The following is a 17,169-nucleotide window of genomic DNA, read 5'->3' on the forward strand; positions in this document are numbered from 1 at the left end:
CATGTTGTATGGGCACGATGCCGCTCATGGGGACTCCTACGGATGAGCTGCTGCATGAGTTGACCCGGACAGGTGTACGGCCGGGCGACGAGGTGATCGTGCCGTCCTACGGCACTCCCGAGGCCGCGGAAGCGGTGCTGCTGGTCGGCGCCAGGCCGGTGTTCGTGGACATCGACGCCCGTACCTACTGCATAGACCCGGCCGCGGTGGCCGAGGCGCTGACGCCCCGGACCGCGGCTGTCGTGGCCATTCACACCTTCGGCCACCCGGCGGACATGGCGGCCCTCACCGAGCTCGGCCGACGGCACGGCGTGCTGGTGATCGGCCACGGTGCGGGCTGCGAGCCCGCGGGGGAGATCCTGCGGCGGCAGGCGAACGCGGCGTACCTGGACGGGAAGCTGCGCGGTGTTCTCACGCCGGCGGTCGCGCCCGGAGTGGAGCACACCTATCAGCAGTACGTCGTCCGGGTCCCCGGCAATGGCCGGCCGGACCGGGACGCCTTCGCCCGTACGCTGCGTTCACGCGGCGTCGTATGCCATGTCCCCGTACAGACGCCCGCGCACCGTACCGCGCGCTTCCGGCGCGATCTGTGGCTCGTGGAGACCGAGCGGGCGGCCGATGAGTGCCTGGCGCTGCCCGTCGATCCGACCATGTCGAGGCGGGAGTTGCAGCGCGTGGTCTCGGCCTGCAACGCGCTGGGCGGGCTGCTCCAGTCAGCCGCCTGAGCCCCGGGGCGGGTGGTCGGGAGCGCACTCGAGTTCGGGTATGATCTATCTCGTCGACGCGCCCCAATAGCTCAGTCGGCAGAGCGTCTCCATGGTAAGGAGAAGGTCTACGGTTCGATTCCGTATTGGGGCTCTCCTGCGAAGGCCCCCGCCATATGGCGGGGGCCTTCGTCATGTGGCGGGATGTTGTGGCGAGCGCCGTAGGGAACACCCGGCGCCCGCCCCCCCCGGCCGGGCCGCCTCAGGAGTCGGCCGGCTCGGGGACGCGCATGGCCAGGATCGCCATGTCGTCGGACGGCGGGTCCGCCGCGAAGCGCTCGACCGCCCGCAGCACCCGGGCGGCCACCGCGCCCGCCGTAAGGCCGGTGCAGGTCGTCAGGACGTCGACAAGGCCGTCGTCGCCGAGCATCCTGGTGCCCTCACGCCGCTCCGTGACGCCGTCGGTGACGCACAGCAGCACGTCTCCCGGGTCGAGCGTCACCGTCTGCTCGTACAGCTCCAGATCGTCCATGACGCCGAGCAGCGGCTGGGGCTCGGCCGCCGCCTCCACGCTGCCGTCCTGGCGCAGCCGGAGCGGCAGGGGGTGCCCGGCGCAGACGACCTTGAGGACCGCGCTGCCGTCGTGCTGCGGCCACAACTCCCCGTAGAGGAGGGTCAGGAAGCGGCTGCGGGCGCCCTCGTCGAGGATGGCCGCGTTGAGCCGCTCCAGGACCGCGGGGCCCCCGAAGCCCTCGCGGGCGAGCAGCCGCAGGGCGTGCCGGGCGAGTCCGGTGACCGCGGCGGCCTCCGGTCCGGTGCCGCAGACGTCGCCGATGGCGAAGCCGTACGCCCCCTCGCGGATCGGGAAGAGATCGTAGAAGTCTCCGCCGACCTCGTTGCCCTCGCCCGCCGCGCGGTAGATGACCTCGACCTCGACCCCGTCGACCTCCGGCAGTTCGGGCGGCAGCAGACTGCGCTGCAGGGACTGGCTGATGGCGGTGCGCTCCGAGTAGAGCCGCGCGTTGTCCAGCGCGAGCGCCGCCCGGCGGGAGAGGTCCTCGGCGAGCTCCAGGTTCTCCTGGCGGAAATGCTCGTCGGTGGGCTTGCCGAGGACGAGCATGCCGATGACGCGGTTACGGGCCACCAGGGGCAGCACGACCGTCTCCCCGCCGACCGCGGAGGCGGTCGCCAGCGAGGCGCCGGGGCCCGAGGAGGGACGGGCGGAATCGCCGAGGCTGAGGCTGCGCAGCGAGGTGCGCAGGGCGGCGGCGTGGGCCGCGTCATAGGGGCCGGACCAGCTGCGGGCTCCGCCGGTGGGGACTTGCTCCGGCGGGTCGATCTTCATCAGCAGGGCCTTGAGCCCGTCGATGCGGTCCTCGTCCTCGTGCAGCACGTACGACAGCTCGGGCTCGGATGCCTGGTCGGCGACCGTATAGACGGCGCACCAACTGGCCAGCGTGGGCACCGTCATCTGGGCCATGAGGGCCAGCGTCTGATCGCGGTCCAGGGTGCCCGCGAGGAGGTCGGACGCCTCGACGAGGAAGGACAGGGAGCCGCGGCGGAGCCGCTCCAGCTCGGTGAGGCGGGCCCGCTCGACGGCGAGGGCGATGCGGTCGGCGGCGAACTGGAGCCGCAGGGCCTCTTCATTGCTGTAGCGGGCGGGGGACTCGGCGGCCACGCCGAGCGAGCCGGTGAGCCGGCCCTCGACCTTCAGCGGGACGGTGACGACGGAGCGCATCCCGGTGTTCACCAAGAGCGGAACGGCTCCGGGCACCGCGGACAGATCCTCGTGGACGGCGGGCATCCGGGCCGAGCCGTAGCGCCCCGAGCCCGCTTCGACGGGGACGCGGGCGAAGCGCTGGCGGGCGGAGGGCAGCCCGGTGGAGGCGCGGACCTCCAACTCGGTTTCGTCGTCGGTGGCCAGCAGCAGATACGCGGCGTCGCCGTCGAGCATGTCGCGGGCCCGCTCGACGGTGCGCTGGAGCAGCCCGTCGAGGTCGTCGGGGGCCGGGGAGCCGATGAAGACCTCGAAGGCGTCGGTGGCCGGGCCCCGCTCGGCCGTGTCGGTGGTGTCGCCCCCCGCACCGCGCATCTGGCTCTGCAGCACGGCGCGCTCGCGGTCGCGCACCAGCAGACAGACGGTGGACGGCTCGCCCTCGGCGTCGCGGACGCGCAGATGGGAGGCGTAGACGGGGGAGACCCGGCCGTCGGCGCCGCGGATGCCGTACGAGCCCTCCCAGCGGGAGAGCAACAGCGCCTCGGCGACCCCGGTGCTGGTGCCGGGGGTGTGCGGCCAGGCCGCGAGATCGGTCAGCGGTTTGCCGATGACCTGCTCCGGTGGGTAACCGAACAGTGCCTGAGCGTCCTCGTTCCAGGCGCTGATCAGACCGCCGCTGTCGACCTGGACGACGCCGACCCGCACCCGGGAGTCGGCGATGGGCAGGGCGCTGGAGGGCAGGGCGGGCCCGGCGGCCCGGGTGCCCGCCGGACGGTCGGGGAAGTCGAGGTGGAACCAGACGTGCTTATGGGTCGCGGTGTACTCGACGCCCCAGCGGGCGGCGAGCGCGGCGCACAGCAGCAGTCCGCGGCCGCCCTCGCGGTCGGGGTGCCCGAAGTGGTGGCCGCCGTTGCTCTGGAGCGGGACCTCGCGCTCGGGGTAGCGGTCGGCGACCTCGACGCGTACGCCGGTGTCGGCGCGGATGCAGACCACGTCGGCGGTGGTACCGGCGTGCACCACCGCGTTGGTGACAAGTTCGCTGGTGAGGACGACGGCGTCGTCCACGATGTCGGTGAGGCCCCACCCCTGAAGGGTGTCCCGGACAAAGGTGCGGGCGGCGGCGACCGAGCGTCCCACCGGTTCGAAGGTGGCGGCTGCCCGCGCGGTGATCACAGGTCTCCTCATATGTGTCTCGGCGAACTGCTCACCCATGTCGCAGCGCCCCTCCGATGCCCTGGCCGGTTGCCAGGTTACTTACCATCGACGCTCGCGCGAATGCCGGTCGGCCCCGATTCCACCCAGAGTGTGCTGTCGGCGGTGTGCGATGCTGCCGAACTGTTATGGCCTGGTTGGGGCATGGTGAAACACTGGGGAAGCTGGAAGAAGAACCCGACGAGGACGGTCAACCCTGCGGGAGGGACACGGTGGAGTCTGGCGCAGCGGCGCGGGGCACGAATACGCGCGCGAAAGGCGGACGGTCCCGGAGCAATGGGACGACTGAAGTGGAGACGGCGGCCCTGAACCGGCTGCTGACCGCGATGACGGCCATGCGGGACGGGAACTTCCGCAAGCGGCTGACGGTCTCGGGCGAGGGCGTCATGTCCGAGATCGCGGCCGTTTTCAACGAGGTCGCGGATCGCAATCTGCAACTTACCGGCGAGCTGACCCGGGTACGGCGGGTGGTCGGCCGGGAGGGCAAGCTCACCGAGCGGCTGGAGACCGGCGCCTGTGAGGGGCAGTGGGCGGCGGCCATCGATGCCTCCAACGCCCTGGTGGACGATCTTGTGCGGCCGGTGTCCGAGGTGGGCCGGGTGCTGTCGGCGGTCGCCGAGGGCGACCTGGAGCAGCGCATGGACCTGCGGGCACAGGGCGCCGACGGGTCGGCGCATCCGCTGCGCGGTGAGTTCCTGAAGGTGGGGCGCACCGTCAACGGCCTGGTGGACCAGCTCTCGGCGTTCACCGATGAGGTGACGCGGGTCGCGAGCGAGGTCGGCACCGAGGGCAAGCTGGGTGGCCAGGCCCGAGTGCGCGGAATGTCGGGTTCGTGGAAGGACCTGACGGAGTCCGTCAACACGATGGCCTCCCGGCTCACCGCTCAGGTGCGTGATATCGCTCTCGTGACCACGGCGGTGGCGAAGGGTGATCTGTCCCGGAAGGTCACGGTTCATGTGTCCGGGGAGATGCTCGAGCTGAAGGAAACCGTCAACACGATGGTGGACCAGCTCTCCTCGTTCGCCGCCGAGGTGACCAGAGTCGCCCGTGAGGTGGGCACCGAGGGCGAGCTCGGCGGTCAGGCGCAGGTGCCGGGCGTCGCGGGGGTCTGGAAGGACCTCACCGACTCCGTCAACCTGATGGCCGGGAACCTGACCGCTCAGGTGCGCGGTATCGCCCAGGTGACCACGGCGGTCGCCAATGGCGATCTGTCGCAGAAGGTGACGGTGAGCGCACGCGGCGAGGTCGCGCAGCTGGCTGACACGATCAACACCATGACCGAGACGCTGCGCACCTTCGCCGACGAGGTCACGCGGGTGGCCAGCGAGGTCGGCGCCGAGGGGCTGCTGGGCGGTCAGGCGCAGGTGCCGGGTGCGGCGGGGACGTGGAAGGATCTCACCGATTCGGTGAACACCGCGTTCCGGAACCTCACCGCTCAGGTGCGGGACATCGCCCAGGTGACCACGGCGGTGGCGAACGGTGATCTGTCGCAGAAGGTCACCGTGGACGTGGCCGGGGAGATGCTGGAGCTGAAGAACACCGTCAACACGATGGTGGACCAGCTTCAGTCCTTCGGCGCCGAGGTGACGCGGGTGGCCCGGGAGATCGGCGTCGAGGGCGAGCTGGGCGGTCAGGCGCAGGTGCCGGGTGCGGCGGGGACGTGGAAGGATCTCACCGATTCGGTGAACACCGCGTTCCGGAACCTCACCGGACAGGTGCGCAACATCGCCCAGGTGACCACGGCGGTGGCGAACGGCGATCTGTCGCAGAAGGTCACTGTCGATGTCTCCGGTGAGATGCTCAAGCTGAAGAACACCGTGAACACCATGGTGGACCAGCTGTCCTCGTTCGCCGACCAGGTCACCAGGATGGCGCGGGACGTGGGCACCGAGGGCCGGCTGGGCGGCCAGGCCCGGGTGGACGGGGTCAGCGGGGTCTGGAAGGACCTCACCGACTCCGTCAACTCGATGGCGGGGAATCTGACCGCTCAGGTGCGGGGTATCGCCCAGGTGACGACGGCGGTCGCGCGTGGCGATCTGTCGCAGAAGATCGACGTCGATGCGCGCGGCGAGATCCTGGAGCTGAAGAACACCATCAACACGATGGTCGACCAGCTCTCCGACTTCGCCGAGCAGGTGACCCGGGTCGCCCGCGAGGTGGGTACGGACGGCCGGCTGGGCGGTCAGGCGCAGGTGCCCGGTGTGGCCGGTGTGTGGCGCGATCTGACCGACTCGGTGAACGGCATGGCGGGCAATCTGACCGCTCAGGTGCGCAATATCGCGCAGGTCGCCACGGCGGTCGCGCGCGGTGACCTCTCGCAGAAGATCGACGTCGATGCGCGCGGCGAGATCCTGGAGCTGAAGAACACCCTGAACACGATGGTGGACCAGCTGTCGTCGTTCGCGGAGGAGGTCACCAGGGTCGCCCGTGAGGTGGGCACCGAGGGCCAGTTGGGCGGCCAGGCCGAGGTACAGGGCGTCTCCGGGACGTGGAAGGACCTCACCCAGTCCGTCAACAGCATGGCCAACAACCTGACGTCCCAGGTGCGTTCCATCGCCGAGGTGACGACGGCGGTCGCCAAGGGCGACCTGTCGAAGAAGATCACCGTCGATGCCAAGGGCGAGATCCTGGAGCTGGTCACCACCGTGAACACGATGGTGGACCAGCTGTCGTCGTTCGCCGAGCAGGTGACCCGGGTGGCCCGTGAGGTGGGCACCGAGGGGCAGTTGGGCGGTCAGGCGCGGGTTCCGGGTGTGACCGGCATCTGGAAGGACCTGAGCAACAACGTCAACCTGATGGCCAACAACCTGACCATTCAGGTGCGGAACATTTCGCAGGTCTCGGCCGCGGTCGCCAACGGCGATCTGACGAAGAAGGTCACGGTCGAGGCGCGCGGCGAGGTCGCGGCCCTGGCCGACACCGTCAACACGATGGTGACGACGTTGTCCTCGTTCGCCGACGAGGTCACGCGGGTGGCCCGCGAGGTGGGCACGGACGGCATCCTGGGCGGTCAGGCCCGGGTGCCCGGCGTCTCGGGGACGTGGAAGGACCTCACCGAGTCCGTGAACTCGATGGCGTCCAACCTGACCGGACAGGTCCGCAACATCGCGATGGTCACCACGGCGATCGCCCAGGGTGATCTGACCAAGAAGATCGACATCGAGGCGCGGGGCGAGATCCTCGAGCTCAAGACCACGATCAACACGATGGTGGACCAGCTCTCGTCGTTCGCCGACCAGGTGACCCGGGTGGCCCGTGAGGTGGGCACCGAAGGGCAGCTGGGCGGCCAGGCTCGGGTGCGGGACGTGGCCGGCACCTGGAAGGACCTGACCGAGTCGGTGAACGAGATGGCCGGCAACCTGACCCGTCAGGTGCGCGCCATCGCCGAGGTCGCCACCGCGGTGACCCGCGGTGATCTCAACCTCAAGATCGACGTGGACGCCTCGGGCGAGATCCAGGTCCTCCAGGACCACATCAACACCATGATCGCCAACCTGCGCGAGACGACGCTCGCCAACAAGGAGCAGGACTGGCTCAAGGGCAACCTCGCCCGGATCTCCGGTCTCATGCAGGGCCGTCGCGACCTCGAGGACGTCGCCCGGCTGATCATGAGCGAGCTGACCCCGGTGGTCTCCGCCCAGCACGGCGCGTTCTTCCTGGCCGTACCGCCCGGTGAGGGCACCGAGGTGGTCGCGGACAGCACCTCCGACGACGGCTACGAACTGCTCCTGGTCGGTTCCTACGGCTACACCCACGGCTCGATGCCCACGCGCTTCAAGCCCGGGGAGACGCTGATCGGCACGGTCGCCGAGGAGAAGCGCCCGATTCTGGTGGAGAACGTGCCACCGGGATATCTCAAGATCGCCTCGGGGCTCGGCGAGGCGGCCCCGGCCCATGTGATCGTCCTGCCGGTGCTCTTCGAGGGGCAGCTGCTGGGCGTGATCGAGCTGGCCTCGTTCCAGCCCTTCGCCCAGATCCAGAAGGACTTCCTCAACCAGATCGCCGAGATGATCGGCACCAGCGTCAACACCATCAGCGTCAACACCAAGACCGAGGTGCTGCTGAAGCAGTCGCAGGAGCTGACCGAGCAGCTGCGGGAGCGGTCTGCCGAGCTGGAGAACCGGCAGAAGGCGCTCCAGGCGTCCAACGCGGAGCTGGAGGAGAAGTCCGAGCGGCTGGCCCGGCAGAACCGCGACATCGAGGTCAAGAACACCGAGATCGAGGAAGCCCGGCAGGTGCTGGAGGAGCGCGCCGAGCAGCTCGCCGTCTCGATGCGTTACAAGAGCGAGTTCCTGGCGAACATGTCGCATGAGCTGCGCACACCGCTGAACTCCCTGCTGATCCTCGCCAAGCTGCTCGCCGACAACGCCGACGGCAACCTTTCGCCGAAGCAGGTGGAGTTCGCCGAGACGATCCACGGCGCGGGCTCGGACCTTCTTCAGCTGATCAACGACATCCTGGACCTGTCGAAGGTCGAGGCGGGCAAGATGGACGTCAGCCCGACCCGTATCGCCCTGGTCCAGCTGGTCGACTACGTGGAGGCCACCTTCCGGCCGCTGACCGCCGAGAAGGGCCTGGACTTCTCCGTAAGGGTCTCGCCGGAGCTCCCGGCGACCCTGCACACCGATGAGCAGCGGCTGCTCCAGGTGCTGCGCAATCTGCTGTCCAACGCGGTGAAGTTCACCGACAGCGGCGCCGTGGAGCTGGTCATCCGCCCGGCCGGCGCGGATGTGCCCCACGCCATCCGGGAACAGCTGCTGGAGCACGGTGCCTTGCGCGACGCGGACGCCGAGATGATCGCCTTCTCGGTCACCGACACCGGTATCGGCATCGCGGCGAGCAAGATGCGGGTGATCTTCGAGGCGTTCAAGCAGGCCGACGGCACCACCAGCCGGAAGTACGGCGGCACCGGACTCGGCCTGTCCATCAGCCGGGAGATCGCCCGGCTGCTGGGCGGCGAGATCCACGCGGCCAGCGAACCGGGCCGCGGCTCGACGTTCACGCTCTACCTGCCGCTGCACCCCAGTGAGCTGCCGCCCCAGGGCTACCCGCAGCTCGCGCCGAGCAGCTCGGACTCCGGTCGGCTGGCGCTCGAGGCGCTCCCCAGCGGCGCGGAGGAGACCGCGGAGGACGGTGCCGAGGCGGAGGAGGACGCAGCCCCGGCGCCGCGCGCACGCGGCGGCTCCGGGCTGTCCCGGCGGCGTCAGCGGGCCGAGCAGGAGGCGGCACAGGCCGAGGTGCAGCAGTCCCCGCCGGAGGCGGAGCCGAGCCGTCGGTCGGCCGGCCGCCGACCGGGACGGCAGGCGCAGGCCCCCGAGCCGTGGCTGCTGGGCGGCCAGGACCTGGTGGCCCCGGAGCCGGCGGGCGGCTTCCACGGCGAGAAGGTGCTGATCGTCGACGACGACATCCGTAATGTCTTCGCGCTGACCAGCGTGCTGGAGCAGCACGGGCTGCAGGTCCTGTACGCGGAGAACGGCCGGGAGGGCATCGAGGTCCTGGAGCAGCACGACGACGTCGTGCTCGTCCTGATGGACATCATGATGCCGGAGATGGACGGCTACGCCACGACGGCCGCGATCCGCAGGATGCCCCAGTTCGCCGGGCTGCCGATCATCGCCCTCACCGCGAAGGCGATGAAGGGCGACCGGGAGAAGAGCATCGAAGCGGGCGCGTCGGACTACGTCACCAAGCCGGTCGACACCGATCATCTCCTTACGGTGATGGAGCAGTGGATGTCGGGGGAGTGACCCGCGGCGCGCCCGGCCCGGCCGTGGTGTTGACTGAGTGTCGCCGAACACGTGTGGGAACGCGGTATTCGGGGAACTTTCTGGTCCCCCACCGCGTTTCTGCTACGTGCACAGTGACATCGCGGTGACAGGGTGTGGCGAACAGCGGGGTGCGGCTACCATGACCGGCACAAGGACGGGCGGCGCAAGGGAGTCGTCCCCTGGGGCGGCGCCCGGTGCTTTCCCCGGCTCTTCGAGCTGGGGAGAACCCACGCCGGGACGAGGAGGACGGGGCATGGTGCAGAAGGCCAAGATCCTCCTGGTCGATGACCGGCCGGAGAATCTGCTGGCGCTGGAGGCCATTCTCTCCGCGCTCGATCAGACCCTGGTGCGGGCATCGTCAGGGGAGGAGGCGCTCAAGGCGCTGCTGACGGACGACTTCGCGGTGATTCTGCTGGACGTCCAGATGCCGGGCATGGACGGATTCGAGACCGCCGCGCACATCAAGCGCCGGGAGCGGACCCGCGACATCCCGATCATCTTCCTCACGGCGATCAACCATGGCCCGCACCACACCTTCCGGGGCTACGCGGCCGGCGCGGTGGACTACATCTCCAAGCCGTTCGACCCCTGGGTGCTGAGAGCCAAGGTCTCGGTCTTCGTGGATCTGTACATGAAGAACTGCCAGCTGCGGGAGCAGGCCTCGCTGCTGCGGCTGCAGTTGGAGGGCGGTCAGCCCGCGGCCGGGGACGCCAAGGAGTCGGCGGGGCTGCTCGCCGAGCTCTCCGCCCGGCTCGCCGCCGTCGAGGAGCAGGCCGAGGCGCTCTCCAAACAGCTGGACGAGTCGGCCGACGCCGCCGCCGTGGCCACCGCGGCCCATCTGGAGCGCAAGCTGACCGGTCTGCGGCGGGCGCTGGACGCGCTGGAGCCGGGCGCGGGCAGCGGGGCCGGCCAGGTCCCCTCGCAGAACTGAGCGACCGCCCCACCGTCACCACCGGTCGGTCATCGCCGACCGGGGACTCGCACGTTGACGTGCCGTCACGGCCGGCTCGTCGCCTCGTCGGCACGCGGCACCGGTGTGACGTCAGCGGTGCCTGATACCCCCGCCATGCGTGCTCCGTACGGCGGACGCGGGTAACCTCGCCTGCATGGCCTCTCGTACGTCCGGCAAGGGTTCCCAGAGCACGGCGGGCACCTCGAAGAAGCGCGCCGGGCAGCCCGGGGGCGCCGCGAAGAAAGCGCCCGCGAAGAAGGCGGCGGTGAAGAAGGCGGCGGTCCAGAAGGTGCCCGCCAAGAAGTCCGCCGCGCCCGTGAAGAAGGTCCCGCCGAAGAAGAAGGCGGCACCACCTCCCGCGCCGAATCCCACCAGTGGGGTGTACCGCGCCGTGCGCGCCGTGTGGATGGGCGCGGCGCGGGCCGTCGCGGCGATGTTCCGCGGCATAGGGCGCGGCGCCAAGGGACTCGACCCGGCGCACCGCAAGGACGGCAGCGCCCTGCTGCTGCTCGCCCTCACTCTCATCGTCGCCGCGGGCACCTGGGCCGATCTGGAAGGGCCGGTCGGCAGGCTGGTCGAGATGCTGGTCACCGGCGCCTTCGGCCGCCTCGACCTGGTGGTGCCGATACTGCTGGGCACCATCGCCACCCGCCTGTTCCTCCACCCGGAGCGGCCGGAGGCCAACGGACGGATCGTCATCGGCCTCTCGGCGCTCGTCATCGGCGTCCTGGGGCAGGTCCACATCGCCTGCGGCGCCCCGGGGCGCGGCGAGGGCACCGAGGCGATCCGGGACGCCGGCGGTCTGATCGGCTGGGCCGTCTCCCGGCCGCTGATCTACCTGATGGGCGATGTGCTGGCCGTACCGCTGCTGGTGCTGCTCACCGTCTTCGGGCTGCTGGTGGTCACCGCGACGCCGGTCGCCGCCATTCCGCAGCGGCTGCGGCAACTGGGCATCCGGCTGGGCCTGGTGCGGGACGACGAGGACGCGTACGCGTCGGGGGCCGGCTACGAGGCGGAGTACGCCGACGAATGGCGCGAGACGCCCGCCAGGCGGCCTCGCAGGACCTCGCTCACCAAAGAGGCCCCGGACGGTGCGAGCGGCCCGGAGCCGGCCGAGGAGGAGGTGCTGCGCAAGCGTCGGCGTTCGCGCCGCTCCTCGTCCGCGCAACCGCCGCTCGACCGGCCCATGGACGCCGTGGACGTCGCGGCCGCGGCCGCCGCCGCGCTGGACGGGGCGGTGCTGCACGGTGTGCAGCCCTCGCCGCTCGTCGCCGGGCTCAGCAGCGGGATTTCGGGCGAGCAGGAGGACGGGGCCGCGAGCGGCGGGGTGCCGGGCGCGCGCGATGCCGGTAAGGACCCCGGGAAGGCCGCGGGGAAGAGCGGTGCCAAGGGCAAGGCGGCGGGCGGGAAGGGCCGTCCGGGCGGAGCCGGCGATGTGGACCCGCACCGGGTCCCCGATCTGACCCGGCCCGTGGCCGAGGTGAGCGAGCCGCTGCCGCCGCGCGCCGAGCAGCTCCAGCTCTCCGGAGACATCACCTATTCCCTCCCCTCGCTCGAGCTGCTGGAGCGCGGCGGCCCCGGCAAGACGCGCAGCGCGGCCAACGACGCGGTCGTGGACTCGCTGACGAAGGTGTTCACGGAGTTCAAGGTGGACGCCGCCGTCACCGGCTTCACCCGGGGCCCGACGGTCACCCGCTACGAGGTGGAACTGGGCCCGGCCGTCAAGGTCGAGCGGATCACCGCGCTGACCAAGAACATCGCCTACGCGGTCGCCAGTCCCGACGTCCGGATCATCAGCCCGATCCCCGGCAAGTCGGCCGTCGGTATCGAAATCCCCAACAGCGACCGCGAGATGGTCAACCTGGGCGACGTGTTGCGCTCGGCGGACTCCGTCGGCGACGAACACCCGATGCTCGTCGGGCTCGGCAAGGACGTCGAAGGCGGCTATGTGGCGGCCAATCTGGCCACGATGCCGCACGTGCTGGTGGCGGGCGCGACCGGTTCCGGCAAGTCCTCCTGCATCAACTGCCTGATCACTTCGATCATGGTCCGGGCCACTCCGGACGATGTGCGGATGGTGCTGGTCGACCCCAAGCGTGTGGAGCTGACCGCCTACGAGGGAATTCCGCATCTGATCACACCGATCATCACCAACCCCAAGCGCGCCGCCGAGGCGCTCCAGTGGGTGGTGCGGGAGATGGATCTTCGCTACGACGACCTCGCGGCATACGGCTTCCGCCATATCGACGACTTCAACGCGGCGGTCCGTAAGGGCAAGGTGAAGCAGCCGGAAGGGAGCGAGCGGGAGCTCAAGCCCTATCCGTATCTGCTGGTGATCGTCGACGAGCTGGCAGATTTGATGATGGTCGCACCGCGCGACGTCGAGGACGCGATCGTGCGGATCACGCAGTTGGCGCGCGCGGCCGGTATCCACCTGGTGCTGGCCACCCAGCGGCCCTCCGTGGACGTCGTCACCGGACTGATCAAGGCCAATGTGCCCTCCCGGCTCGCCTTCGCCACGTCCTCGCTGGCCGACAGCCGCGTCATCCTGGACCAGCCCGGCGCCGAGAAGCTGATCGGCAAGGGCGACGGCCTCTTTCTGCCGATGGGCGCGAACAAACCCGTCCGGATGCAGGGCGCCTATGTCACCGAGGCCGAGGTCCAGGCCATCGTCGCGCACTGCAAGGAGCAGATGGCACCGGTCTTCCGCGACGACGTAACGGTCGGGTCGTCGAAGAAGAAGGAGATCGACGAGGAGATCGGGGATGATCTCGACCTGCTGTGCCAGGCCGCTGAGCTGGTGGTTTCCACCCAGTTCGGCTCGACGTCGATGCTGCAGCGCAAGCTGCGGGTGGGGTTCGCCAAGGCCGGGCGGCTGATGGATCTCATGGAGTCGAGGAACATCGTCGGCCCGAGCGAGGGGTCCAAAGCGCGCGATGTGCTCGTCAAACCGGATGAATTGGATGGCGTGCTCGAGACGATCCGCGGTAAGGCTCACTCATAAGGGTTCGGCAGGCAACCGTTTCCCCTACCGAAACGTCAAGTTGAGGGAGGTGGCGGAGTGAGACCCCAGAATCGTGATCGAATGGCAATCCCGATGGCGGACAAACTCCGTCCTCCCGCTTGCCCGACCCTTTCGCCCCACCCCTAGACTGAACCCCCAGCAGGTGGCTCACGCTCGAAAGGCGCCCCCGTGTCCATCGGCAACCTTCCCGAAGACGGCAACTCCCCCGAAGACGACCGGCTTTCCATCGGTCGTGCCCTCCAGCAGGCCCGTATCTCCGCTGGGCTGACCGTCGACGAGGTCAGTTCCTCGACCCGGGTGCGCACCCCCCTCGTGCGGGGCATCGAGCAGGACGATTTCTCGCGCTGCGGCGGCGATGTCTACGCCAGAGGCCACATCCGCGTGCTCGCGCGCGCCGTGGGCCTCGACCCGGAGGCCCTGATCGCACAGTTCGACGCCGAGCACGGCGGCCGGCCCACGCCGACCGCGCCGGCGCCGCTGTTCGAGGCCGAACGGATCCGCCCCGAACCCCGGCGCCCCAACTGGACGGCCGCGATGGTCGCGGCGATCGTCGCCGTCGTCGGATTCGTGGGCTTCACCCTTGTCAGCGGTGGCGACGAGGGTGACGGCTCGACGGTCGCCGAGGAGACCTCCTCGCCCAAGCCCAGCGCCTCCGCGCCCACCAACAGCGCCGCCCCCAGCAAGCCCGCCACGCCGAACAAGCCCGACCCGTCCGACAGCGCCATCGCCGGCGTCCCGGCGGACAAGGTCACCGTCAAGCTGACCGCCGAGGGCGGCCAGAGCTGGATCTCCGCCCAGGATCACAACGGCCGGCTGCTCGAGGAGGGCGTGCTGCGCGAGGGTGACTCCAAGACCTTCAGCGACAGCAGCCGCATCGACCTGGTGCTCGGCAACGCCGGGGCGATCAAGCTGTTCGTGAACGGCAAGGAAGTGAAGAACGTGGGCACCAGCGGGGCCGTCCAGCGGCTGTCCTACACCAAGGGCGACCCCGAGGCGGGCTGAGCCGCCGGAAGATCGGGAGCCCTGCCAGCGTGGGCTGTCGTGGGGACGAAGTAGTCTGAGCGCATGCCCGAACGCCGCACCGTCGCCCTTGTCACTCTTGGCTGCGCCCGTAACGAGGTGGACTCGGAGGAGCTCGCAGGCCGCTTGGCGGCGGACGGGTGGGAGCTCGTCGAGGAAGCCGCCGACGCGGACGTCGCCGTCGTCAACACCTGTGGCTTCGTCGAAGCCGCCAAGAAGGACTCGGTCGACGCCCTGCTGGAGGCGAACGACCTGAAGGATCACGGCCGCACCCAGGCCGTGGTGGCCGTCGGCTGCATGGCCGAGCGCTACGGCAAGGAGCTCGCGGAGGCGCTGCCCGAGGCCGACGGAGTGCTCGGCTTCGACGACTACGCCGACATCTCCGACCGGCTGCGCACCATCCTCTCCGGCGGCATCCACGCCTCCCACACCCCCCGCGACCGCCGCAAGCTGCTGCCGATCAGCCCGGCCGAGCGCCAGGGCGCCACCGCGGTGGCGCTGCCCGGCCACGCCCAGGACACGGCGCCCGAGGACCTGCCCGAGGGGGTGGCCCCGGCCTCCGGGCCGCGGGCCCCGCTGCGCCGCAGACTGGACAGCAGTCCGGTCGCCTCGGTGAAGCTGGCCTCCGGCTGCGACCGGCGGTGCTCGTTCTGCGCCATCCCGTCCTTCCGCGGCTCCTTCATCTCGCGCCGCCCTTCCGACGTCCTGGGCGAGACCCGCTGGCTGGCCGAGCAGGGGGTGAAGGAGATCATGCTGGTCTCCGAGAACAACACCTCGTACGGCAAGGACCTCGGGGACATCCGGCTGCTGGAGACGCTGCTGCCGGAGCTGGCCGCGGTGGACGGCATCGAGCGGATCCGGGTCAGCTATCTGCAGCCCGCCGAGATGCGTCCCGGACTGATCGACGTGCTCACCTCGACCGAGAAGGTCGCCCCGTACTTCGATCTGTCCTTCCAGCACTCGGCGCCCGGGGTGCTGCGCGCCATGCGCCGGTTCGGCGACACCGACCGGTTCCTCGAACTGCTGGAGACGATCAGAGGCAAGGCGCCGCAGGCCGGTGCCCGGTCGAACTTCATCGTCGGCTTCCCCGGCGAGACCGAGGAGGACCTGGCCGAGCTGGAGCGTTTCCTCAGCGAGGCGCGGCTGGACGCGATCGGCGTCTTCGGGTACTCGGACGAGGACGGCACCGAGGCCGCCACCTACGAGAACAAGGTCGACCCCGAGGTGGTCGCGGAGCGCCTGGAGCGCGTCTCGCGGCTCGCGGAGGAGCTGACCGCCCAGCGGGCGGAGGAGCGGCTCGGCGAGGTCGTCGAAGTGCTGGTGGAGGAGATCGACGACACCGGGGCCGTCCTGGGCCGCGGCGCCCACCAGGCGCCGGAGACCGATGGCCAGACGCTGCTCAGCACCGACGGGGAGCCGGAGGTGGGCCGTATGGTCCAAGCGAAGGTGATCGCGACGGAGGGAGTGGACCTCGTCGCGGAGCCGCTTGAGCCGCTGGAGCGGCGGGACGGCGGCGCGTCCACCGGGGAGGCGGGCAGATGACCGATGTCCCGGCCTCCACCGCGGGAGGCCACCGCCGTCCGGCGGCCGCTGCGGTCAGCCCCGCCGGATTGTGGAACATCGCCAACATCCTCACCATGGTGCGGCTGCTCCTGGTGCCCGCGTTCGTGTTGTTGATGCTGCACAATGGCGGGTACGACCCGGCGTGGCGCTCCTTCGCCTGGGCGGCGTTCGCCATCGCCATGATCACCGATCTTTTCGATGGTCATCTGGCTCGCCGGTACAACCTGGTCACCGACTTCGGGAAGATCGCCGACCCGATCGCGGACAAGGCGATCATGGGCGCGGCGCTGATCTGTCTGTCGGCCCTGTCCGACCTCCCCTGGTGGGTCACGGGCGTGATCCTCTTCCGTGAGATCGGGATCACACTGATGCGTTTCTGGGTGATCCGGATCGGGGTCATCCCGGCCAGCCGGGGCGGAAAGCTGAAGACGCTCGCGCAGGGCACCGCCGTCGGGATGTACATCCTGGCGCTGACCGGGCCGCTGGCCACGCTGCGATTCTGGGTGATGGCCGTGGCCGTGGTCCTTACCGTGGTCACCGGCTTCGACTACGTTCGGCAGGCGATCGTGCTGCGCCGGGCAGGCCGGGCGACGGAGGAGGTCACGAGGTGAGCGAGGGAACGGCGGCCGAGGTGCTGGCGCTGCTGGAGCGGCGCGGGCAGACCCTGGCCGTCGCCGAATCGCTCACCGGCGGTCTGGTGGCCGCCGAGCTGACCGCGGTGGGCGGTGCCTCCCGCTCCTTCCGCGGTTCGGTCACGGCGTACGCCACCGACCTCAAGCGCGAGCTGCTGGGCGTGGACGGGGCCCTGCTGGCCGAGCGCGGCGCGGTCGACGCCGAGGTGGCGCGGCAGATGGCCCGGGGCGTACGGCGTGCGCTGGGCGCGGACTGGGGTGTGGCCACCACGGGTGTGGCGGGTCCCACACCGCAGGACGGTCAGCCCGTGGGCACCGTTCACGTGGCCGTCGCGGGGCCCTCGGACGCGGTGGCCGCGGCGGCGCTGCGGCTCGACGGAGACCGCGCCGGAATCCGCGGAGAGACTGTCCGCGCCGCGGTCAAGCTGCTGTTCAGCGAATTGATCGCGACGACGGGGGCACAGGATACGGAACAACACGGCGGGATTTGATGTTTGCAGCCCTGAGTGAACACGACATCGCTCCCCGCACGGGCACAGCCAGAGGCGGTACGGTGGGGCGTGAAGGATCCGGATC

Annotated in this window: 9 protein-coding genes and 1 tRNA gene; 9 read left to right on the forward strand and 1 reads right to left on the reverse strand. The window is 70.2% G+C overall.

Annotation, left to right across the window (positions count from 1 at the left end):
* Positions 1-26: 26 nt before the first annotated feature.
* Both PS467_RS29925 and PS467_RS29930 read left to right on the forward strand, forming a co-directional pair.
* The gene (locus PS467_RS29925; RefSeq protein WP_311037824.1) at positions 27-725 is read left to right on the forward strand and encodes a DegT/DnrJ/EryC1/StrS family aminotransferase; all 699 of its coding nucleotides are present in this window, start codon (positions 27-29) and stop codon (positions 723-725) included.
* 60 nt (positions 726-785) lie between these two features.
* Positions 786-858: transfer RNA gene (locus PS467_RS29930), tRNA-Thr, on the forward strand.
* 108 nt (positions 859-966) lie between these two features.
* On the opposite strand, the gene PS467_RS29935 is transcribed toward PS467_RS29930, so the two are convergent.
* Positions 967-3,594 (reverse strand): SpoIIE family protein phosphatase, encoded by a 2,628-nt coding sequence (locus PS467_RS29935; protein WP_311037825.1) that lies wholly within the window; start codon positions 3,592-3,594, stop codon positions 967-969.
* A gap of 251 nt (positions 3,595-3,845) precedes the next feature.
* Here PS467_RS29935 and PS467_RS29940 point away from each other — a divergent pair, with 251 nt between their 5' ends.
* From PS467_RS29940 to PS467_RS29970, 7 genes are all read left to right on the forward strand, one after another.
* On the forward strand, positions 3,846-9,380 hold the full coding sequence (locus PS467_RS29940) for a HAMP domain-containing protein (protein ID WP_311037826.1): 5,535 nt from the start codon (positions 3,846-3,848) through the stop codon (positions 9,378-9,380).
* Between the two features lie 274 nt (positions 9,381-9,654).
* Positions 9,655-10,332 (forward strand): response regulator, encoded by a 678-nt coding sequence (locus PS467_RS29945; protein ID WP_268974775.1) that lies wholly within the window; start codon positions 9,655-9,657, stop codon positions 10,330-10,332.
* Between the two features lie 175 nt (positions 10,333-10,507).
* Complete coding sequence (locus PS467_RS29950) at positions 10,508-13,357, forward strand: DNA translocase FtsK (RefSeq protein ID WP_311037827.1); 2,850 nt, start codon at positions 10,508-10,510, stop codon at positions 13,355-13,357.
* 189 nt (positions 13,358-13,546) lie between these two features.
* Complete coding sequence (locus tag PS467_RS29955) at positions 13,547-14,380, forward strand: helix-turn-helix domain-containing protein (protein ID WP_311037828.1); 834 nt, start codon at positions 13,547-13,549, stop codon at positions 14,378-14,380.
* A gap of 63 nt (positions 14,381-14,443) precedes the next feature.
* The gene (gene rimO / locus PS467_RS29960; RefSeq protein ID WP_311037829.1) at positions 14,444-15,940 is read left to right on the forward strand and encodes a 30S ribosomal protein S12 methylthiotransferase RimO; all 1,497 of its coding nucleotides are present in this window, start codon (positions 14,444-14,446) and stop codon (positions 15,938-15,940) included.
* Positions 15,937-16,572 (forward strand): CDP-diacylglycerol--glycerol-3-phosphate 3-phosphatidyltransferase, encoded by a 636-nt coding sequence (gene pgsA, locus PS467_RS29965; protein ID WP_311037830.1) that lies wholly within the window; start codon positions 15,937-15,939, stop codon positions 16,570-16,572. Before rimO ends, pgsA begins: the two co-directional genes overlap by 4 nt.
* Complete coding sequence (locus tag PS467_RS29970) at positions 16,569-17,084, forward strand: CinA family protein (RefSeq protein ID WP_268974780.1); 516 nt, start codon at positions 16,569-16,571, stop codon at positions 17,082-17,084. Before pgsA ends, PS467_RS29970 begins: the two co-directional genes overlap by 4 nt.
* The last annotated feature ends 85 nt before the right edge of the window (positions 17,085-17,169 follow it).

The organism is Streptomyces luomodiensis, from assembly GCF_031679605.1.
Lineage (GTDB): Bacteria > Actinomycetota > Actinomycetes > Streptomycetales > Streptomycetaceae > Streptomyces > Streptomyces luomodiensis.

Excerpts from the sequence above, each read along its gene's own strand:
- PS467_RS29945 (WP_268974775.1), top strand. The coding sequence starts at position 9,655 with ATGGTGCAGAAGGCCAAGATCCTCCTGGTCGATGACCGGCCGGAGAAT.
- PS467_RS29925 (WP_311037824.1), top strand. The coding sequence starts at position 27 with ATGGGGACTCCTACGGATGAGCTGCTGCATGAGTTGACCCGGACAGGT.
- rimO (WP_311037829.1), top strand. The coding sequence starts at position 14,444 with ATGCCCGAACGCCGCACCGTCGCCCTTGTCACTCTTGGCTGCGCCCGT.
- pgsA (WP_311037830.1), top strand. The coding sequence starts at position 15,937 with ATGACCGATGTCCCGGCCTCCACCGCGGGAGGCCACCGCCGTCCGGCG.
- PS467_RS29950 (WP_311037827.1), top strand. The coding sequence starts at position 10,508 with ATGGCCTCTCGTACGTCCGGCAAGGGTTCCCAGAGCACGGCGGGCACC.